The organism is Candidatus Kuenenia sp. (genome assembly GCF_027493735.1).
GTDB classification, from domain to species: domain Bacteria; phylum Planctomycetota; class Brocadiia; order Brocadiales; family Brocadiaceae; genus Kuenenia; species Kuenenia stuttgartiensis_A.
Genome location: NZ_JAOSKF010000001.1, coordinates 371,919 through 392,776, shown reverse-complemented (window position 1 = coordinate 392,776; position 20,858 = coordinate 371,919). Strand labels below are relative to the sequence as shown.

The 20,858-nt window shown below is 41.2% G+C and carries 23 protein-coding genes, 1 tRNA gene and 2 pseudogenes; 7 read left to right on the top strand and 19 right to left on the bottom strand.

What is annotated here, in order from left to right:
* Positions 1–299, top strand: a pseudogene (locus M5U24_RS01770) (IS66 family transposase); the annotation flags it as partial.
* Between the two features lie 276 nt (positions 300–575).
* Positions 576–779: pseudogene (locus tag M5U24_RS01765) on the top strand (tyrosine-type recombinase/integrase); the annotation flags it as partial.
* A 16-nt stretch (positions 780–795) separates the two neighbouring features.
* Here M5U24_RS01765 and M5U24_RS01760 read toward each other — a convergent pair.
* Positions 796–871 (bottom strand) — tRNA-Ala (locus tag M5U24_RS01760).
* Positions 872–1,293: 422 nt separating this feature from the next.
* Here M5U24_RS01760 and leuS point away from each other — a divergent pair.
* The gene (leuS, locus tag M5U24_RS01755) at positions 1,294–3,795 is read left to right on the top strand and encodes a leucine--tRNA ligase (RefSeq protein WP_298201382.1); all 2,502 of its coding nucleotides are present in this window, start codon (positions 1,294–1,296) and stop codon (positions 3,793–3,795) included.
* 307 nt (positions 3,796–4,102) lie between these two features.
* Here the strand turns inward: leuS and M5U24_RS01750 are convergent, their stop codons facing one another.
* The 3 genes from M5U24_RS01750 to M5U24_RS01740 are packed head-to-tail and all read right to left on the bottom strand — an operon-like array spanning position 4,103 to position 6,050.
* Positions 4,103–4,501: a hypothetical protein gene (locus tag M5U24_RS01750; protein WP_298201380.1), complete on the bottom strand. Its 399-nt coding sequence runs from the start codon at positions 4,499–4,501 to the stop codon at positions 4,103–4,105.
* Between the two features lie 58 nt (positions 4,502–4,559).
* Positions 4,560–4,886, bottom strand: coding sequence for a hypothetical protein (locus M5U24_RS01745; RefSeq protein ID WP_298201378.1), 327 nt, complete (start codon positions 4,884–4,886; stop codon positions 4,560–4,562).
* 15 nt (positions 4,887–4,901) lie between these two features.
* Complete coding sequence (locus tag M5U24_RS01740) at positions 4,902–6,050, bottom strand: glycosyltransferase (RefSeq protein WP_298201375.1); 1,149 nt, start codon at positions 6,048–6,050, stop codon at positions 4,902–4,904.
* A gap of 703 nt (positions 6,051–6,753) precedes the next feature.
* Here M5U24_RS01740 and M5U24_RS01735 point away from each other — a divergent pair.
* From M5U24_RS01735 to M5U24_RS01720, 4 genes are all read left to right on the top strand, one after another.
* Positions 6,754–7,185: a hypothetical protein gene (locus M5U24_RS01735; RefSeq protein ID WP_169704355.1), complete on the top strand. Its 432-nt coding sequence runs from the start codon at positions 6,754–6,756 to the stop codon at positions 7,183–7,185.
* Between the two features lie 34 nt (positions 7,186–7,219).
* Positions 7,220–7,453, top strand: coding sequence for a hypothetical protein (locus M5U24_RS01730; RefSeq protein WP_099326157.1), 234 nt, complete (start codon positions 7,220–7,222; stop codon positions 7,451–7,453).
* 5 nt (positions 7,454–7,458) lie between these two features.
* Complete coding sequence (locus M5U24_RS01725; RefSeq protein WP_099326158.1) at positions 7,459–7,692, top strand: hypothetical protein; 234 nt, start codon at positions 7,459–7,461, stop codon at positions 7,690–7,692.
* Between the two features lie 111 nt (positions 7,693–7,803).
* Positions 7,804–8,109: a HigA family addiction module antitoxin gene (locus M5U24_RS01720; RefSeq protein WP_298201372.1), complete on the top strand. Its 306-nt coding sequence runs from the start codon at positions 7,804–7,806 to the stop codon at positions 8,107–8,109.
* A gap of 36 nt (positions 8,110–8,145) precedes the next feature.
* Here M5U24_RS01720 and M5U24_RS01715 read toward each other — a convergent pair whose 3' ends face one another.
* The 15 genes from M5U24_RS01715 to M5U24_RS01645 form a co-directional block, all read right to left on the bottom strand.
* Positions 8,146–8,385, bottom strand: coding sequence for a type II toxin-antitoxin system HicA family toxin (locus tag M5U24_RS01715; protein ID WP_099326160.1), 240 nt, complete (start codon positions 8,383–8,385; stop codon positions 8,146–8,148).
* Entirely contained in the window at positions 8,378–8,644 is a 267-nt protein-coding gene (locus M5U24_RS01710) for a hypothetical protein (protein WP_099326161.1), read from the bottom strand. Before M5U24_RS01710 ends, M5U24_RS01715 begins: the two co-directional genes overlap by 8 nt.
* Positions 8,645–8,657: 13 nt before the next feature.
* Positions 8,658–9,803 carry a glycosyltransferase family 4 protein gene (locus M5U24_RS01705; protein WP_099326162.1) on the bottom strand — a complete coding sequence of 382 codons (1,146 nt, stop codon included), beginning with the start codon at positions 9,801–9,803 and terminating at the stop codon, positions 8,658–8,660.
* A 27-nt stretch (positions 9,804–9,830) separates the two neighbouring features.
* On the bottom strand, positions 9,831–10,838 hold the full coding sequence (locus M5U24_RS01700) for a glycosyltransferase family 2 protein (protein ID WP_099326163.1): 1,008 nt from the start codon (positions 10,836–10,838) through the stop codon (positions 9,831–9,833).
* Positions 10,816–11,691 (bottom strand): sulfotransferase, encoded by an 876-nt coding sequence (locus M5U24_RS01695; protein WP_099326164.1) that lies wholly within the window; start codon positions 11,689–11,691, stop codon positions 10,816–10,818. Before M5U24_RS01695 ends, M5U24_RS01700 begins: the two co-directional genes overlap by 23 nt.
* Positions 11,691–12,692, bottom strand: coding sequence for a glycosyltransferase family 1 protein (locus M5U24_RS01690; RefSeq protein WP_099326165.1), 1,002 nt, complete (start codon positions 12,690–12,692; stop codon positions 11,691–11,693). Before M5U24_RS01690 ends, M5U24_RS01695 begins: the two co-directional genes overlap by 1 nt.
* A 15-nt stretch (positions 12,693–12,707) precedes the next feature.
* On the bottom strand, positions 12,708–13,604 hold the full coding sequence (locus M5U24_RS01685) for a sulfotransferase (protein WP_099326166.1): 897 nt from the start codon (positions 13,602–13,604) through the stop codon (positions 12,708–12,710).
* A 15-nt stretch (positions 13,605–13,619) separates the two neighbouring features.
* Complete coding sequence (locus M5U24_RS01680) at positions 13,620–15,431, bottom strand: hypothetical protein (RefSeq protein ID WP_298201370.1); 1,812 nt, start codon at positions 15,429–15,431, stop codon at positions 13,620–13,622.
* A gap of 94 nt (positions 15,432–15,525) precedes the next feature.
* Positions 15,526–16,311 carry a sulfotransferase gene (locus M5U24_RS01675; RefSeq protein ID WP_099326168.1) on the bottom strand — a complete coding sequence of 262 codons (786 nt, stop codon included), beginning with the start codon at positions 16,309–16,311 and terminating at the stop codon, positions 15,526–15,528.
* 161 nt (positions 16,312–16,472) lie between these two features.
* A complete protein-coding gene (locus M5U24_RS01670; protein ID WP_099326169.1) occupies positions 16,473–17,507 on the bottom strand; it encodes a hypothetical protein in 1,035 nt (344 codons plus the stop codon).
* 44 nt (positions 17,508–17,551) lie between these two features.
* Complete coding sequence (locus M5U24_RS01665) at positions 17,552–18,709, bottom strand: glycosyltransferase (protein WP_157820650.1); 1,158 nt, start codon at positions 18,707–18,709, stop codon at positions 17,552–17,554.
* A 131-nt stretch (positions 18,710–18,840) separates the two neighbouring features.
* Positions 18,841–19,137 (bottom strand): DUF86 domain-containing protein, encoded by a 297-nt coding sequence (locus M5U24_RS01660; RefSeq protein ID WP_298201368.1) that lies wholly within the window; start codon positions 19,135–19,137, stop codon positions 18,841–18,843.
* Positions 19,137–19,274: a hypothetical protein gene (locus tag M5U24_RS01655; protein ID WP_298201367.1), complete on the bottom strand. Its 138-nt coding sequence runs from the start codon at positions 19,272–19,274 to the stop codon at positions 19,137–19,139. The genes M5U24_RS01660 and M5U24_RS01655 overlap by 1 nt, the downstream gene beginning before the upstream one ends.
* 8 nt (positions 19,275–19,282) lie before the next feature.
* Positions 19,283–19,687 carry a nucleotidyltransferase domain-containing protein gene (locus M5U24_RS01650; protein ID WP_099326172.1) on the bottom strand — a complete coding sequence of 135 codons (405 nt, stop codon included), beginning with the start codon at positions 19,685–19,687 and terminating at the stop codon, positions 19,283–19,285.
* 19 nt (positions 19,688–19,706) lie between these two features.
* Positions 19,707–20,810, bottom strand: a complete 1,104-nt coding sequence (locus tag M5U24_RS01645) for a glycosyltransferase family 4 protein (protein ID WP_157820651.1) — start codon at positions 20,808–20,810, stop codon at positions 19,707–19,709.
* Positions 20,811–20,858 lie beyond the last annotated feature (48 nt).

Sequence of the window (20,858 nt, the reverse complement as noted above, 5' to 3'; positions counted from 1 at the left end):
CCCTGTTGTGACGGAACATACAGTTCATGGTTACTGGTGTGCTTGTTGCAAAAAGATAGTTCAACCCAAGGTCACAGATGCCTTGCCAGGGGCACGACTCGGATTGCGCCTCATTGTCTTTACCGCCTGGCTTCACTACTTAATCGGTATCAGTGTAAACAACATCGTAAAGATGCTTTCCGTATTTTTCAACCTTCCCCTAAGCGCCGGTGGTTTAACCCAGGCATGGAAGTCCCTTGCAACACTCCTGGAGCCAGTATAACGAGATTGGCCAAAAAGTCTCCGCAAGCGCTGTCTTAGACGTTACTTCGCTCTGCAGAATTGCAAGGAGATAATCCTGTGGAAAACCTTCTGGCATACGCCAAAAACGCTCTTTTAACAAATACCTCTTCCGGCTTAGCTTATAATATCGTTTGTTAATTTTTCAAAGAACTAAAGTGTTACAAAGTAAGGAATATTAAGAATGACCTTGTGTTTACCGGTGGCGCTGGGACCAAAATTGACAGTGACAATCTCCGAAGGGCACTTGACAGGGCATTGCAGAAGGCGGGTATTAGAGACGTACTCCGCATACATTCCGGCATACCTTTGCGACGCGTTTGGCGCAAAGAGGTGTGGATATTTACAAAATAGCAAAACTGCTGGGATATAAAGATATTCGTATGACACTGCGTTATGCCCATCACTGTCCTGATAGTCTGCGGGATGGTGTTCAGATTTTATGGACTGACTACAATTTGACTACAGTTGAGGAAAAACAAGTAGTATCAAATTCCTGAAAACCATTGAAAATAATGGTGGAGCTGAGGGGATTCGAACCCCTGACCTTTTGAATGCCATTCAAACGCGCTCCCAACTGCGCCACAGCCCCACATAGAATAGGTGATGGTTTTTTTAGATGAAGTGTTGGTAAGTTTCAAATATCGATGAGATAAAAAGCTACCATGATACTTGCTGATTGTCAAGGTTTTTCAACAGAAATCAATGGTCTTTTCAATTGATTACGTATGAAATTCTGTTAGAATCTGAATCTGTTTTGTATCGTTGCGAAAGATGAAGAAAGGCACAGGGCTAGATTTACCCACTTGCGCCTTTTTTTAATGGGGAATACGGTACAGTTGGCAATCTGTAATCTGCAGATTGAGGATTGAGGAGGATAAAAATTATTATAAAAACCTCAACTTATTTAGAAGTTACGTTTGTTTTTATTGTCCTATCTATCCTGTGTATCCCTGTTAAAACTAAAAATTATTACTAATTTTTTTGCAATACCTCGCTTTTAAGGAGTAGCTAATGGCGCAAAGGGAGTACAATTTTACCGGTATTGAAACGAAGTGGCAGGGATACTGGGAAGGCTGCGGCTTATTTTATACGGATGATACAAAGAAAAAGGACAAGTTCTATTGCCTGGTAATGTTTCCGTATCCATCCGGCACATTGCATGTAGGACACGGCAGGAATTATATTATCGGAGACGTTGTCGCCCGGTACAAAATGATGAAGGGATACAATGTGCTTTCTCCCATCGGATGGGATGCTTTCGGGCTGCCTGCTGAAAATGCCGCTATCAAAGGAGGTACGCATCCTGCCGCATGGACGCACAAAAATATAAAAGCCATGAAGCACCAGCTTCACCGATGGGGAGTCGGATATGATTGGGACAGGGAAATTACGTCCTGCAATCCTGATTATTATAAATGGACGCAATGGATTTTTCTGAAACTGTATGAGAATGACCTTGCATATAAAAAGAAGGCGGCGGTGAATTGGTGTCCTTCGTGCAGTACGGTATTGGCCAACGAGCAGGTGGTAGATGGATGCTGCGAACGGTGCGACAGCCCTGTGCGGCAAAGGGATCTGGTGCAGTGGTTCTTTCGTATCAGCGACTATGCCCAGAAGCTTCTTGACGATCTTTCGTTGCTGGAAGGATGGCCGGAGCGGGTAAAAACAATGCAGGCGAACTGGATAGGGAGAAGCGAGGGGGTGCGCATTGATTTCCGGCTGGAAGGTTCGGGAGAGATATTGCCTTGTTTCACCACACGGTCCGATACCCTTTATGGCGTTACTTTTGTCTCTTTGGCGCCGGAACATCCGGTAATTGAGCAACTAGTCATCGGTTCTCAGCGCGAGGGCGAGGTGATGGCGTTTGTTGAAAGAGCGAGAAACCAGGGGATGGTGGAACGTACGGCGGAAGATGCCGTAAAAGAGGGGATTTTTACCGGAATGTATGTTATCAATCCGGTTAATAATACAAAAGTACCCCTGTGGGTAGGAAATTATGTGCTCATGGAATATGGTACGGGCGCTGTCATGGGCGTACCTGCGCATGACCAGCGGGATTTCCTTTTTGCAAAAAAATATCATTTGCCGGTTAAGGCCGTTATTCAACCGGAAGGGGAATCATTTGACGCCGAAGCGATGAAAGAGGCCTTTACCTGTGAAGGCGTTCTGGTTAATTCTGAGGCATTTAACGGCATGCCCAATACGAGGGCAATGGTTGCGATTGCTGAGCATCTTGAAACGAAGGGGCTTGGGAAAAGGACGGTGACGTACCGGTTGCGCGACTGGCTAATATCGAGGCAGCGTTATTGGGGAACGCCTATTCCTATTATATATTGCGAGACGTGCGGAACGGTTCCTGTTCCGGAATCACAGCTTCCTGTACTTCTCCCGGAAGAAATCGAGTTTCTGCCACAAGGCATGAACCCCCTGGCAAAGATTGATTTGTTTGTCAACACGACTTGCCCTAAATGTGCAGCGCCTGCAAAGCGCGAGGTTGATACGATGGATACTTTTGTTGATTCGAGCTGGTATTTCCTCCGATACCTTTCTCCTAAGGATAATAATCAGCCTTTCGATAAAAAAAAGGTAAATGTGTGGCTGCCGGTGGATCAGTATATTGGCGGTGTGGAACACGCCATTTTGCATCTTTTATATTCACGGTTTATTACGAAGGCTCTTTATGATCTTGATTTCATCGGATGTAAAGAACCGTTTCACCATCTCTTTACACAGGGGATGATTATTAAGAATGGCGCGAAGATGTCGAAGTCAAAGGGGAATGTGGTAAGCCCTGATGTACTTATCGAAAAGTATGGCGCGGATACCCAGCGTCTTTACACCCTTTTTATAGGGCCGCCGCAGAAAGATGCAGAATGGAACGACCGGGGTGTGCCCGGAGCGCACCGGTTCCTGAACCGGCTCTGGCAAAAGGTTGTCGAATTTGAAGAGAGTTATGCAAAGGTTGGGCGTACACGAATTGACCTGCAAAAACTTCCCCCGAAGGCAAAGGCAATTTACCGTCAAACGAATCAGACGATTAAAAAGATTACGGATGATTTAGACACTTCGTGGCATTTTAACACGGCGATTGCCTCGATTATGGAATTACTAAATAATATTGATTCATTTAAGGTTGTTGCGCCTCGCAATACGGAAGAAGAATTGGAGTTCCGGGTTTTTAGGTATTCTATGGAAACGATTCTATTGCTCATGGCCCCGTTTGTTCCTCATATTTGTGAAGAATTATGGGAGGCGATGGGGCATAAACCCAGTATCTTCAATAATAAATGGCCAGAATACGACAAGGATGCGATTCAGGAAGAAGAGGTTGAGATTGTTATTCAGGTCAATAGTAAGGTAAGAAGCCACATTTCTGTACCGGTGGATATCAGCGATGAAAATTTAAAAGAACGTGTAATGATAGACGAAAGTGTTATTTTATGCATGAAAGGAAAGACAGAGGTCAAGACCATTATTATTCCCAAAAAACTGGTGAATATTGTGGTGAAATAGGAAGTAGTTGTTGATACCGTGGATTCCTGAATGTAGCGCGAAGTACAACTTCGCTCTATCTCAAAAAAAACGCCGAAGGCTTAACTCCATTCTCGTTCTCAAGTAGCGGCAAGGCATGCCTTGTCGCTACTCGGGGGCACACATGTCCTGGAAGCTCCTGCTTCCATTTAATAAGAAATATTGGGATCAAAAGACGCTTTCAAATATTTTGTAACGGTGTTCCGATCTTTTTTAATATTCAAAACGTAGAGACGCACGGCCGTGCGTCTCTACTTCAGCATAGGAAACTATCCAGAGATTTTTTTTTTTATTTTTTTTTTTTATTTAAATTTTTTCTGGCACCCAGTTCATAAGAGTAGGCATGTCTAAACAGATGCCTGAAGGATCGCAGGTTCTCTAATAGCGCATAGCTTTCCTGAGACATCAAAGAAGGTCTGATTCCTTCTATCGATATAGCCATGCGTTTCAATAATTCCACGTGGTATGAAGCTTTATTTGGAATATTGTTCTCGAAGGTATTTGCTACTATTTTGAAAAGATCTTCAAAAGCACAATAAAGATTGTGTAATTGATACGCGATACTTTCTATTCCTGTAGGTCTGTTTTCTTCCTGTCTTCGTTCCTCCAGTTTGGCATAGATGTTTTCTATCTCTCTTATTTGCGCATCTATATCGGCTTTCAATACTGTGAATTTTCCTTTATCCATTTCACCCCATTCTTCTTTATTTTTTCTATCAGCCTGTGTTCCTCTAGTTGTACCACATCTATGTTACATTCCTCCAACCCCCACTCTGCCCTAGTTGTACCACATCTACATCTCTGCCAATTTCTCTTGAAATGACGGACATTGCTTTAAAAAAATACTCATCCTTTAGCCCAATAAAACCAATATCAACATCAGAGTCTTTTTGAAACCTATATGGCTTCGTTATCGAACCAAAGAGATAGGCTTCTTTAATAGGTATTTCATGGCTCAGCATATCAAATGTTTTAAATAGTTTTTCTATCAACCGAAGTCGTAACTCTTCCCGTTCTTTTTTTTCTTGCTCAAGTATTCTATCAAGTAAAAATGTCGAAAATCTTTTACCCATTTTCTATCTGTTTTGTTAAATAATTGTCTCAATATACCGTTTAAACTTTTCTTTAAATATCAGGCTATCAAAGCCTTCAGCATGTTTTCGAATCGAAAGCGGATCAAATATATTTTTATTATGTTCGAAAAACCTTACAGCCTCCAGGAGAGATTCTGTTGTTTGTTCTGTAAAAAATACCCCTGTTGGTGTTTCTGGCTGTTTTTGTTTCATTTCGGGTCTGGATTCAGAGTCAGGATAAATTCCACGTACGGTTTCCAGCACACCTCCCTTAGCATAGGCAATTACCGGTTTCCCGCATGCCTGTACCTCAAGAGGCACAATGCCAAAATCTTCCACTCCGGGAAAGATCAGTGCCTTGCAATTTCTGTAAAAATCTTTCAATACTTCTCCCGGTTGCCAGCCGAGGCACTTAATGTTATTCTTTGCCATGTTTTTAATGAGTTGCTCTTCCTGTCCCCCTCCGATAATTACAAGAGGTAATCCCAATTCCCTGAATGCCTCAATGGCAATATCAATTCTCTTGTAAGGGGCAAATGCGGATACGATAAGATAGTAGCCGCCTTCTTCATAGGTATCCGGTGGAGTAAATAATGAACAATCCACTGGAGGATGAATTACCTTTGCGGTTCTTCGGTAATATTTTTTAATGCGGTTTGCCACATTGTACGAGTTGGCGGTAAAATAATCCACCCGGTTTGAAGACGATACATCCCACATCCTCAGATAATGGGCAAAGATATTCATTGCCGTCCTTGTCATAAATCCCTTCTTGTTTTTCCCGAAATACGTATGGTAGTGTTCCCACACATACCTCATGGGGGTGTGGCTGTAACATACGTGAAGCGTGGAAGGGGGGGTAATTACCCCTTTTGCGACACAATGGCTGCTGGAGATTACCATGTCGTATGCATCGACAGAGAAACTCTCTATTGCAAGTGGAAACAAGGGCAAATATGTGCGGTAGTGTGTCTTTATCAGGGGTAATTTCTGTAAAAAGGAGGTGTAGATAGTCCTGTTTTCTATTAAGGGCGATACTGACCCTGGAATATGGAGTAAAGTAAATATATCTGATTGCGGGAAAAGCTCACAGAGACACTCCAGTACCTTTTCCCCCCCACGCATGCCGGTGAGCCAATCGTGAATAATAGCAATTTTTTTCATATTATTTTACGTTCGATACTATTTTAAGAGACGTTAGTTCACCGCATAAGATGCCGGGAGTGCAGAGAAAGCGTGGTTTGAACGACTGGTTTTAGGTATCTTGAGTCCGTTGGGTCGTGAGGGTTAGTCGGGTCACCCCAACAAACCCTATAATAAATTAGGCCTTCGGCAACTTTTTCGATGATGTAGGGCGAAGTGCCACTTCGCCAGTGACGAAGCAATCGCTTCGTCCTACAACTTTAAAATTCCTATACACCCAGGCAAACTCGACCAAAGCTGGGGTCTCTGTAATTTAAAACGTTTGTTATTATATTGAAACTATCTTCATGTTTTCAATGTAATAATGACGGTTTATAGGTTGACATCTGTCATTTTACGAGATAGTATGCTGAAAATTGAAGAGGAAAGATAAAAATATATGGGGAAAGACAATTATAGCCATAGGGAAGTGGCCGATTATTTTGGGCGGCATTATTCTATCATAAGTAGATCGTTAAAAAGGAATCAACTTCAATAGCAAGAATAAAGACCCGACCCGAGGACTTAGTCTGTTCTATTTAAAGGTTATTTTGCGTTGCCTAGCATCAAAAAAGCCAAACCTTTTGTGGCAAAACAATGTACAAAATAATACCGGAAGTAATTATTTACTTTATGTTTGAATATTTGGGTATTCGATACCTCTGGCGAAAGATTCGGCCACTTAATGAAAAAGAAGATGAACAACCCCCTTCCGTTTTTTTTTATTTGGGTAATAGGGATTTATTTTGCTATGTATGGTATTGCTTCTCAAAGGTACGAAAATAGAAGAGATACCCTAGAAAATAAAGTTAACATTGTCATTGCACAGCTTGATACCCCTTATGCGAAAAAAATAATGACGCGAATACCGTTGCTTCAAAAAAAACACTGTCCTGCAAAGCCAGAAGTTGTGAACCCGTTATCAATAATTCATTCTCTTTTTGGTAAAGAAGAATCAAACTATGAAATAACAGATAAGGATAAACATTTGACGGCGCACTTTTATCACGTTACATTAAGAGGCAACGCAAATGAACCCATATTTATTACCGATACAAATCGTGTCCTGTTTATTGTTAAAAAAGAATCAGCTTTAATAGCAAGAGTAAAGACCTAACATTGGGACTTGCTTTTATATAAAGCACACAATAATGATTTTTGAAATTATAGGAAGGATTCGTGACGTTGAGACCTTTGCAATAGGAACCTCAATCCGCGAGATTAAGCGGTTGCAGAAACGTTTCGGTGCTGGTCGTTGGAGAAAGCGTAAAGGATTTGCAACAGTGCGTCTTTCTGATGGCACAATACATGAAGTTGAATTACATTGGTACGAGGCGCATGGTATAGGCAAAAAAGAAATTAAAATAAAACATTTCTTGGATTAAAAATTATGAAACACCACAAGGTCGAACCAATATTTGCTGTTTGCATTAACAACAAAGACTATGAAGTATCGCTGGAATTGAGAAAAATTTACAAAGTTCTCCATGACGCTAAAGCGGCCGAACATCACTATATAAGAGTCATAGATGAATCAGGAGATGACTACCTATATCCTGAAGATTATTTTATTCCGATTGAGTTGCCCAAGGCTGTAGAAAAAGCGCTGCTGCTGGTATCTTAATCGTATCTGAAATATCACCCGGCAAGGAGGGGTTAGAGGGACCAATCTTTATCGTTGGCGAACGATGTCATTTTGAAACTGTTCCATGACCCCGTTTTGAGGAGAAAATCTATGGAAAAGAAGAGATTACAGTCGGTTCACCCCGGAGAGGTTCTTTTGGAGGAATTTCTCAAACCTATGGGCTTGAGTCAAAACAGAGTTGCCTTTAATATCGGTGTTCCTCCCCGGAGAATCAACGAGATTGTACTTCAAAAAAGACGGATAACCGCGGATACTGCTCTCAGACTGGCTCGTTTTTTTGGTACTTCCCCTGAGTTTTGGCTTGGATTACAGGCACAGTACGATTTGGATGTTACTTCTGACGAACTTGGCGAACGCCTCGAACGCGAAGTAAAAGAGTATACAAAGATTGTATAAATTAATATCATGCGAAGAGCATTTCTCCTTGAATTATTATGATAAAAGTCTTTCTATTTCATCATCGGTAAAACCAAATTGTCGGAAAATACGAAGCACATACGGGGGAGAAAGTTCCCCTGCTCCCATATCAATAGGAACAACCCTTTTCTTGCCTTGACAATAGCGAACATATATTCGATGATCTCCTTTGCCCTCCCTGTGAAACATACAGCCTCCACGTTTTAATAGGCGAATTAATTCTTTTGGCTTGAGAGAAGGAACATTTTTAGGCATGTACAGCCCTTAATTCGTATGTTTCTGTGGTTGGTTCTACCCCTTCAACAGTTAAAAATTCGTGGAGTTCTTTAACAGATAATGGTGAAGTATAGATGTCGTTCTCTGTTTTGTGTACGGCATCAAAAGAATCAATGGCCTCTTTAAGTTTTTCAATCGCCTCTTCTTTTGTAATCCCCTGCCCTACAATACCATTTTCCAAACATAAAGCTACCCAATAGTTTCTACTCTTTCGTAACACCATTGTATAAAATTCCATTCCTTTATTCTCCTTAAGTAAGCATAGACGAATATAGCGCTACATGCTGAAGTCCGATATTATCCCAGGAAAAACACTTTCCCAACTCCATGGCGTTATCTGAGATTTTATTTCTCAGGACGGGGTCATGGAACAGTTTTAAAATGACATCGGACATGGCCTGATAATCGCCGATTGGCGTTAAAATTACATTTTCCCAATTTTTTAATACCTCCGGGACATTTTCACCTATAGTGGTTACTACGGGGAGACCATGCCGAAGCGCAGTGAGAAATGTTCCCCGCCGCAAAGAGACTCCATCCTTAAATGGCAGAACGCAGGCCGTTGCATTCGTAAAATAAACAGATACCTGTTCAGGGGTACAATAGCCGGTAACCGTTATTGCATGTTCAATGCCTAACTCTTTCATAACATGATGATCATCATCCGAAAGATAGGTTATCATTACCAATTTACATTTAACCCCATGTATGAGCAATTGTTTAAATGCATGGAATAAAGTAATAACGTCTTTTGACTTTGTGGCAAAACCAAAATAAACGATGTACGGTATTTCTGCTATGCGCCTGCTTGAAACAATGTTAGGAACCGGCTCAATGTTGGCGCCAATCGGGATGACCGTATATCGTCCTTTAAGCCAGGGAAACCACTTTAAAACGGCTGATGCTTCACGCTTGTCAGGGAATATAATCTTATTTGAAAGGAGCAAGAAAAAGATCATTCCAATCTTGCGAAACTTATGTGCAATGCTAAATTCATGGATTGTAGCTATTCTACATAATTTGGGAAAGATCGCCCAACAAATAAGGGGAAGAAAATTGGGCAACAGAAACCGCCGATATTCCCGCGTAGGATACTGGATATGGATGATGTCCGGTTTCATTGCCTTCAGGAATCGAACAAATCGAAATGTATTATACAATTGCCAGGATTTAACGACTTTGCATACAGTTATTGAAGGCTGAGGGGGCTTGATTTCAGGCAGATCAGTTGTCAGTACAGAAACGTGTATCCCTTGTCTGGCTAACTCCTGCGACAATCTTGCGGTATAATCGCCTACACCGCATGGCGCATCAGGAAAGCTTCCGGTGATCATAGCCACTTTGTAAGCCTTGGATTTTGTAGCAGATGTATGAGAATTATTTACCACTAAAGACATAGCTATTCCTGTAAATCTGTTTATAACTTAAAAACATAATTTTAATACCTTTCCGTAGCCGGATAGTTTTTCCGCTGCCGTTTTTGCATTTGCAGGGTACAGTGTCAGCCAAAGAATAATGCGAAGCAGTGATCTTGAGAATAGTATCATCTTCAGAAAAATCAACTGGTGTGGCATGTGTTTTCTGAAATAATAAAAGAGGCTTTTGTGATAGTGGATGATTTTTTCTGCATTATAAAGTTCAGGGCTGCTTGCCCCGCCAAAGTGTATGAGTCTGGCCCCGGGCAGAAGGTATATCTCATACCCGGCATTTCTCAGCCGTAGGCACAGGTCTGTTTCTTCAAAAAAGAGGAAATAATTGCTGTCAAAATTTCCCGCTCTATCGAGTGCTTCTCTGCGTACAAAGAGGCACGACCCCATAGTCCAGTCAACCTTCAATACTTTTGAACGGTCGATATGGCTCATCTTATGCAACCCAAAAAAACGGCTGTTTGGGAAGAGACGATCAAGGAAAAATGATTCACTCAGAATATTTTTAAGATTGGGAAAGGTATTGCCGCTCAACTGGAGTGTTCCGTCAGGATTAAGTAGCGTGGGGCCAATTGCACCTGCTTCCTGATGTTTTTCCATGAATGCCAACAGGCTTTTCGTCATGCCTGGAATCACTTCTGTATCGGGGTTTAAAAAGAGGACATACTCAGAGCATGATTTTTGCAGCGCCGTGTTGCACGCCTGCGCAAAACCATTATTGGTTTTGTTTTCGATAAGAATTATCTCCGGAAATTGTGTTTTGATATACGATACGGTTTGGTCGGAGGATGCATTGTCCACGATGATGATTGAATGAGAAAAAGCGCTGAGATCGCTTTTAAGGCTTTTCAGGCAATTAGCTATCCATGAATACGCATTCCACGTTACGATAATAACAGAGATTTTACCTGTATGCTGTTGTTCAGGAGTAATATCTTTTTCCATAGAGATTGTTGACCAATAAGGGGCGAGGTGTGACGGATTATTTTTCAGTGATAGTATCATAGCCTAGTTTTTTCATGATATCTTCTTCCTTTATGTGCCGGTAAATTTCCAGTAGGGCGCTGTCCTTTATAAAGGTAAATTTATTCCCGGATAACACGTTTTTTGAAACGGCATTTATTAATGGAGCATCAGCGGTCAGGCCGATAAAGCGTACAATTTTGCCAAGGGTGTCCGCCGGATTGTCCAGAAATGTTTCATATCGTACATGGAGTATGTTTCCATTCCATTCCTCTTCTAAGGAAAGCGCTTTTTGTACATAAACCCTCCACAATTGAATCCCTTCATAAATATTCTGAAGCCTTACGGAGTCCTGGTAGAAAGCCTTTCCTAATACCAAACGTTCTTTAAAAAAACACTTCCAGTTATGCTTAAAATTATTTTGAATCTCAATTTCTCTTTTTCTTGCGCTGTTTGCAACGTCAAGGGGATTTCTGTAAATATGCAATAGCTTTGGATGGGGGAAGATATCTTTCCAGATATCAATGGTAAAGGTGTTTCTTGGGTCTTTCCATCCCCATGGAAAATCAATATGCCGGATGTCGCCATAGCGCAAAAATTTTCCAAAACCTAAATATTCAAACCTTCGCATACCCTTCAGGTGCTGCTTTAGCACGTGAAGAACCCTCTCCTTAAAGACGGCATTTATAAAGGTGAAATTATGCGGATTATCCCATGTGGCATTTGCCTGGCGCAGCAGCCAGTCGTTTAATTTGAAAAAGAACAAAGATTCATCATTTTCCTGTTTTTTTGCGCCGATAAATAGTCCCAGTTGTTCCAGCAGTGAAGCAAGCATTGTGGTGCCGGAACGGTGCATACCCATGATTATTACTGGTTGAAGAGCGGTTTTATTCATTATTTTAATTTCAATACTTTTTCAAACACCAACAAATGTTCTTTTGCGCTTTTTTGCCATGAAAAATGTTGCGCGTGGTCCAAGCCCTTTTTTCTTAATGCATCTTGTAAGGAAACATCTTCTCTCAAACGCTGCATTGCGTGAGTAATATCATGTTCTGAACGCGGATTTACGAGAAGGGCGGCGTCGTTTGCTATTTCGGCGCATGCAGTGGCGTTTGATGTTATTACCGGACAGCCGCATGCCATTGCCTCTAAAACAGGCATGCCGAATGTTTCATGCAGAGAAGGGAATATAAATCCAATTGACCCTCTGTACCATTTTGCCAATTCATGGGGAGAGCACTTTTCCTGAATATGCCTTATTCCTTTAACGCGGATGGTTTTTGTGTATCCGGGCGCTATCATGATAAGTTCCGGCTTTCTGTTATTTGAAAGATTTTCATATGCACGGATAATCCTGTCAACATTTTTTTTTGGACTATATTGTGAGACATGGAGAAAATAGGGTTCTGATACCTTTGCAATGTCGCCATTCTGGTGAAACGTCTCATGATCGACGCCATGGTAGATAGGGTGTATCTTTCCGCGAGGAAGCGCAAAGACATGCGACACTTCCCGTACGGCAAATTCTGAAACGGTAATGATTGCGGAGGTCTTTTCCCGAAACCATTTCCACGCGGATAATGTTATACGGTTTTTCAATTTGCATCTTATTACCTGCAAAAAAGAGGTGTTAATTTCATTCCATTTCATGGTAAACAGCGCCGCCCCGTGAACGGTTGCAACAATTGTTGTGCGCGAGTTTTTATATATATCAGGCGGAGTATGGTTTCCCGCCAGGCCAGGTTCCCAGATGATATCGCAATTTTCAGGGGCAGGGCCGGATTCCGTAAAGGGAGTGATCTCTACGCCAAGGATTGATAACTCCCTCCTGATACTTTCGCGGTATGTTTCCAGACTAAAAGGGATTTTATGGCGGGTAAGGACGGATATTTTCATTTAATTCGCAAATGATTAATGTGCACACCAATAGTTTAAATCTCTTCCCAGCATATCGCTCAACTGTTTGATTTCAGGTTTAAATTCATCCTGCAATCTCTTTCGTAATTCCGGTCTCATGGGAATACGGGATTCGTACCGGATATTGAAATTCCACATGCCCTTTCTCATTCTGCTGCGAATTGCGTGGGGTATTAATCTTCTTGACATATTCAGTAAAAAGGGAGGGGGGTTTTGCAGTAAATTTCTTAAAAAAACGCTTTTTGCGCGTTTGTTTGGGTTAATCAATTTTGTATCATTGCTGATATCTTCATTCACCCCCAAAAAGCGGAAGGTATCCTGTAAGGATGTTTGGGGATTATTCTTTATATCGTCAAAAATAATGAATTGAATGGCTTTCTTATCAAATATTTCAAAATATCGTTTTATCTGTTGCGTGTATTTTGCCGTTTCACGATATAAAAGACCTTCCACAGGATAAGCGTTTTTCGGTAAGAATAACCCTTTTTTCCTCAAATCCTCTTTTCTAAGGGCATCTTCAAAATCAATAATATCCTCGCATCCATTATACAGGTATTGACTGTGTAAGGAGTATATCATATCGACGGGATTTCTAAGCATAATGATAATTTGCGCCGAAGGGTAAAAAGCCTTTATCTCACGCGCCGCCTGTTTTGAATAAAGATACCATACGGACGCCTCTCCTATTCTCCTTTCATTTTCCGCGTTTTGAAAAAAAGACAGATAGGTTGTTGTGTCTCTGACAAAATCAGGATGATATATATCCGTCCCGAAATGATGCAATTCCTTTCTCTCCGGCATGAAGATTTCAGGGTGGTTTTTAAGGTGGCTATATAAAAATGTCGTCCCGCATTTTGGTGCGCCCACGATAAAAAAATCAGGTTGTTTCATAATGAATAAAGGCTTTTAAAAATCATCATCGTCCAGGTCGTCATCAAGGTCGAAGTCATCGGCTCCTTTTTCAGTGGTTCTGTTATATTCCGGCATTTGTATTTCTTTGATGGCGTCCTGATTCCTTCTAAACCATTCTATTGACCCCAAACCTATAATTTCGCCATGCCCCATTGCCGCTATAACCTCTTCCCCGTAATTGCCTGCAGCGACATAGTCTTCAAAGAAGACGATTGTTGTTATTTTATCGGAACAGTGGTTAAGCATATAATTTCCTGCGCTATCCGGCAAGGTTCTTAACCCCTTTTCCGCAATCATTATCCACTGACAATTTGATTGCAGCGCATTAAGTAATGCCAGCGAAAATTTCAGGCACGGGTCTATCCTTCTCCAAATATCAGGCGATAAAGATGTATCCAAGTTGTCAGGCATCTGTGCGTTGTATTTATCCCACAGGCCCATTTTTGTTAAATCTTTTTGTAAATTATCGGTGGTGTATTTTTCTGAGAAACCCAGGGATTCCCGTAAAGAACGGTTCGGGAGAAATTCATAATCCGCAGTTACAAACCACATGGATTCAAGGGCGGTTTTTGTCTTCTCCACAGAATGCCCGAGTATGCAATCGGTCAAAAATCCCAATGTATAACGATTTAATGTAACTGTGCTCAGGAGTCCCATACGGCTTCCTGCCTTTAGCTCCCCGTATTCAAGAGAACCTTCTATTGCAGGATGAGTAGTTGTTGGGACAATGATATAGCTTGCCGGTGGAACTGCCCCTGTCTTTGGGGTAATGACTGTAGCGCAGAGAAACTGGAAATATCTTCTGATTTGCGGATAAAGGCGGTTGATACCGGTTGCCTTTCTGTTTACCTGCCGCATATTTGTCAACATAAAGCGCAGCGCTATTAAATAGACAATTAATTCGCCCCACCCTTTGCCTTCAGAAATAATAGATCTGCCCATGATGAGCAATATTAAAAAAATCGCCAGTGCGAAGACAATGTTGCTGATTAACTGGCTATACTCCAGGGATCTCAACCTTCCCTCATAGGCATCGTGAAATTTCTTTATTGCCCCGGAGGAAAAAAGGGTTTTCCCCAGCCATTGTTCGTTTTCATGCGCTGAGACGTGCAATGTCTTTTGCCGCTGAATAATTTTTAAATATTCCCTGCTTGTTCCTTTTGCGAATTTTTCCAGTGATGACGAATTTCTCGCCGCATAAACACTTACTTTATAAAGAAATATGGCAGAAATGCCCATAAGGGTAAAGTTTAAAAGTGTTAAAAGCGTGTTGATGTATAATAATGTAGCAATGGCGACCATGAAAGTGACCAAAGGTATGATCGTATCAAGTATCATCCATAATGCCCTGCTGCAGAACCTTGAATCCCTTCTTGCCAGCCGCACGATAATTTTGTCGTTGCTGAAATCCTGCTCAAGGGATGTTCCGATTTTAAAGCCTGAGCCGAAGTGCAGAAATATTCTCTTTGTACAAAATTCTTCGTATTTTCTCCTTAGTTTTAAGCCATTAGAGTTTGAAAAATAAATAGCCCATGCGGCGATCAACAGCGAGAACAGGATTGATAATCCGCATAAAATAAGAAATACATTAGATGTTCGTGCATTGAATTCATAGTGGAGGAGTTTTATGGTGCTGCCGCTTTGCATAGCCTTGGCGTAATAAATTGCAAGGCCAATAGTCCATACCTGAAATGATACCCCGATAAAATTGGTAAAAAGGATGAGGAATGATTCTTTCCTGAACCGCCAGATAGAATCTCCCATTAGCCATTTAAGCACCAAACGGTACTGATCGAAGGTTTTCATAAAACCGTCGTATCGTGTCTTTAAAAAGCAGTAGATGTTCATAGTGTAATTGAATAAAGGAATGCAGAGAAAATGGTGAAAGGGGGAGGGCGTTTTATTTTTTATATCCCCAGAAATCGCAGTAGTGCGGCATTAAATCGATAATTTTGGTTGCCTCGGCAACTAACCTTTTATCCGGCTCCTGCTGCCAGCGATGTACCCTTTTGTCAGTAATGATGTTGCCATGCAGTTCATATTCATCCTTCCGTTTAACGTTTGCCGCATTAAAACTCCCGATGTCTCCGGTATCTGGGATTTCACTTTCCAGGAAGGTCTTTATTTTTTGATATATTTCTGTATTTGTACATAATTCTTCATATTTTACCTTTATGCAGTTTGCCTGTTCAGCCATTTCCAATTGTCTGTTAAACTCATTGTTAAGGTGTGTCGATAATGTTTCCGGCGTTAATTCTTTTTTCCAGCTTCCCTTCCCCTGTTTTTTCCGGTAATAAAGGGAAACATATATATCCCGTGGGTCTCTTGCCGTCAGGATAAACCGTATATCTTCAAATACCCGATAATAATTTTGCCAGCCGCGGTGATGGATTTCTTTTACTCCCAACTGATGGATGTGAGGGGCAAGGTTTGGCATTATTTGGCTTTTCAAGGCATTGATAAGGGAATTATCTTCTTCATCCATATATTTTTGTTTAAATGCCTTGAGATCAATCCCCAATTGTAAAAACAATGTATAATCATTTTCCTGTATGCGGAATTTGTTCTTCCCCAAATTCGGTTCCCGAAGAATAAAAGAATAAGGCAGCATGGTTAATGCCTCGCTGAGTACAGTGCCGCCCGTTCTTCTTAGAGAGGCGATGTAAATAAAGGGTTTTTTTTGCATAAAATTATATCTTTCTGGGTAACAGTTTACCCACCCCTAAATCCCCTCCCAGGAGGGGACTTCTTGTATTCCACTCCTGGGAGGGGATTTAGGGGTGGGTTTTTTTCAAATACCGGGACAATCCGGAAGGGGTGAACTGTTGCCTTCCTGAAAATTATACATCAACTACATGCCAATAATCCATGCACACATACGGCAATATCCTGAGAATATTGAAAAAGGTCGAGAAGCCTTCCTTTTTCAATATCAATTTCCGCAATAGTCGCAGGAGAAAATCCCACAAGGATACGGGATTGACCGGCAGGGCAAAGTCCGCGCAAGAATAACGGGCTTTTAATCTCATGCTCCATGTTTAAAAAACGTGAAAGAAAGTGAATGCCTCTGAAAAAAGAAGATGACTTTGCCTTAGAAGATTTGATTGCAAGTTTGTATAGGGCATTTATTTCAGGAAAGTCTAATAAAGATAAAGCCTTGATCAATGTGCCGTTCTGTGTATAGACCATAACCCTTTTTCCCTGGGTGTCATTAATTATTATTTTATCTTCAAAAAACACAAGATTATGGCATCCTTTTATAGAGGGGTCTTCCAGTACAAGGCGATTTGTTGTCGTATTGTAAACGGCGCCAAACCGGTTAAAGAGGACGTATAACTCATTATTATGCACTGCAACTGCATTTAAATGCGTATGGCTTGGCTGTCTGGCGGGCAAGACTTTAAGCCACAGCAGTCTGTTGTCGGTTGTTTTATCAATTTTCAACGGTGAGAGGGAAAAATGCTTCTGCAGGGTTGGACTTTCTCTTGCCCACCAGGATTTGATGGAATTTCCTTGTGTATCAATGCCAATCACGCAATCTATTGCGGTGGAGGTAAGCCAAATTACGTTATCATGATGAAAAATCTCATGCAATCCGACAAACAAATTATTTGATATCTTCCCTTTTGGCGTAAGGGAGAGGTCAAAAAGAATCAGGCTATGGTAGGTTGCGACATAGATTGTATCATTAATCTTAACGATGCCCCTTCCGCCCCTTGAGTTGCCCCGTGGGTTAGCATCGTCTTTTTCTGTAATAAGCGGATCGGTAGGCGATAACGTTGTTTTCCTCTTTATTTTTTTGGTTGCCCAGTCAATGCTAACCAATTCCCCGCCCTGTGCAATAGGCCCCTGTCGTACCACCGTGCTAAAATAAACTTCCATTCACTTATATCTCCGCAAAAAAGTATTTAAACCAAAACAACATTTTACAGGCCAAAGGCGTCTTTTGCATGTTTTATCGTATTTTCCCATGAAAAGATTTTTTGTGAGGCCACCGTATTTCTTGCATATGCTTCGACCGTTTCCGGATCGGATAATTCCGCTATTGCACGTGTAAGGTCTTCAACATCAGGGTCAAAGTAGGGAATACCGGAAGCGGTGTAGCCTGTCTTGTGTGATTTAACGAGGATGCCATTATACCGGTCTTGTATCACCTCATTATGGGGCGGGATGTTGTTGGTGATTGTGGGTAATCCGAAAGAGACTGCCTCATAAAAATGCTGTCCTAACCCTTCCCACCTGCTTGGTGCGAGGCACACATGGCATGATGAAAACAAATCATAATATTCCTTTGCGGATAAATCTTCTTTAATGTGTATAATTCTTTTATCAGTAAAATCATCAATATGTTCCGTATTTGACCGCTCCCCCTGCGCCTTGATAATGAGCCTTATATTGGGATTTTGTACTTGTGTAAAGGCCTTGACTGTTTTTCGTATGGGCTTTCTGCCGCCCTGAAAGCCGCCAGGAAAATAAAAATAAATGGCGTCTCCCCGTTTTTTCGACACGGAATTAAGAAGTTCCGGATGGCATCCCCACGGCACCCACGGGCTGTCAACGCCAAAGTCGGCGTATCGTGTGCATTCGCATTTGTTTAAAGAATAAATTATGTCATATGCGTCGATGGCGCCTTTCATGGGGCGTATGCCTGAATTACTTAATAAACACCTTCCTGCCATTTTCCACATAAATGGTTTCAACGGTATTTTTTTATAACCGGTTAGGTGTTGTATCCCGAAACTTTCCCAGATAAATCTTCCGATGGTCTTTATCCCCATTGCGCGTAACGCCGCAATTTCCTTAAATTGCAAATTTGAATCAAAGAATATCAGATCGAGTGAATTGTGAACAGCCCATTCTTTGTATTCTTTTAAGGGGATTACAAAATTAGAGGCATGGGCAACGCCTTCCTGTTCCCATACATCTGATTTGGCAATGAATTTTGGCAGGGCGTCATTATCCCTTGTGGGCCTTGCAAGCACAAAGGTCTTGTGTCCAAGTTCATCTAATATAGAGCGCAGATAACGTGAAACAGTAGCCTGTCCTCTGTTTAACCAGGTGCTGACTATGCCGATATGCATCATTTTGCCTTTCTTTAATTTTACTATCGTCAAACAAATCGTAAAAGCTGAGGATACGTTAATGCCGGCGGTGTGCAATGAGTTCTCTTACTTTCGGATGTTTTATTTTTTATATGACTGTGCCGCAGTTGTTCTCAAGAGGTTTTTAATATGAATTTCAAAATATAATTGCAATATTTTGCATATTGATTTATAGCATCTCCGACTGTTTTATAGATAATACTTTTATCTAAATTGTTATATTCATGAACAATTGCATTTCTAAATCCGGCGCTTTTCGAGATTTCTTCGGCAAAATCCCTCTGCAAAACATTCAAGTCAGCAAGGAGTAAGAATGTGTCTCTATATGTCTTTGGCGCTTCCATATCCGGTCTGGCCAATTCAGAAATAAGGTGCTCATTAATATCGATAGCCCTGCCAATGATCTCCATTAAGATATTTTTAGCGCCGCATACTTTATAAAATCTTCCGCAATCTGGCTAATTGTAAAATCATAGAATATCTTTAATCTTTCCAAATCACGGGTAATTAAATTCAGTTTTTCTTTTAAAAATTCTTTATCAATCATCTGAAATACTAAACGCCTAAATTTTGCAGCCGTTTCTTAATAAGCACTTCTTTTAACCTTAAAAGGTCTTGGCTATCATAATAATCGCGGAAGGCATAGGATTTAAAAGAATTATAATCATAACTCTTACCGTAAAGCAGAACTCCTTTACTCATTACCTGATAACGAAACAGGGAATTGGTATTATGAAGGGATTTTACATCTATTTCCTTAACTTTAAATATTTCAGCAAATTCGTTATTCAAATCAATCAGATTTTCAAAGGTGATGGGTCTTGTTCCCAAAACAGCAATATCAATATCACTTTCTTTACAAGTTCGCCCGCTTGCATGAGAACCATAAAGTATAACTAACAAGAGGTTGTATTTCCTGGCAATATGATCAATTTCAGGCTTTGACATTAAAATGTTCATCAGTGGCCTCTCTCTCTCTTTATAATCTAAAAGTCTTTTTTATATGTTCGGTGGTGGTATTCCATGAATATTTTTTTTGCAATTGTATCGTATTGTTTGAGAGTTCCGTTATTTTATTTACGTCAGACAGTTCCTCTATTGCCCTTGCAAGGTCATCCACATCAGGGTCGTAGATGGGTATTCCCGATTGTTTATAACCAATTTTTACCGATTTTACAAGCAGCCCATTCTTTCCGTCTTCAATGACTTCATTGTGAGGGGGGATGTTATTGGTGATTGTGGGCAATCCGAAGGAGATTGTTTCATAAAAATGTTGCCCTAAACCTTCCCATCTGCTTGGCGCCAAACATACATGACAGGAGGAGAATAAATTATAATATTCCTTTGCGGGCAGGTCTTTCACTATTTTTATGAGTCGTGTATCCGGGAAGTCTTCAATATTCTCGGTCGTTGTCCTTGTTCCCTGTGCTTTAATAATCAGGCGAATGTCAGGATTTTTTACCTTCATAAAGGCTTCAACCGTCTTTCTCATCGGTTTTCTCGCCCCCTGAAAACCGCCCGGAAAGAAAAAATAAATAGCATCTTCACGTTTTTGCGGTTTTACTGCAAGTAGTTCCGGATGGCAGCCCCATTGGATCCAGGGGCTGTCAATCCCAAAGTCTTTGTATCGCGCCTGTTCACATTTTGTGAGAGAATAGACGATATCAAATGCCTCCTTTGCACCAATGACGTCCTTGTTGGTAAAGCACTCCCGCATATACCGGCAAAAAGCCTTCATATCCCTTGTCCGAAGGATTGTTTTAAGGCCTTTTGCATGTTTTTCTCCAAAACCTTCCCAGACGAAACGGCCAAAGGTTTTAATGCCCTTTGACCGCAGATATTTAATCTTGTCATACTCATTGTTTTCATCAAAAAAAATGATCTGGATGGCATTTTTTTCTATCCAGGAGAGATATTCTTCTAAGGGGATGAAAAAACGAGACGCCCTGGTAACGTCCCCCTGGTTCCATACGTCAGCCGTAGAGATAAAATTGGGCAAATCATCGGTATCGCTTGTGGGGCGGGCAAGTACGAATGTGTGATGTCCCAAATTGTCAAAAACAGACCTGAGATAACGGGACACCGTGCTTTGTCCCCTATTCCACCAGGAGCTAACTATTCCTATGCTGAG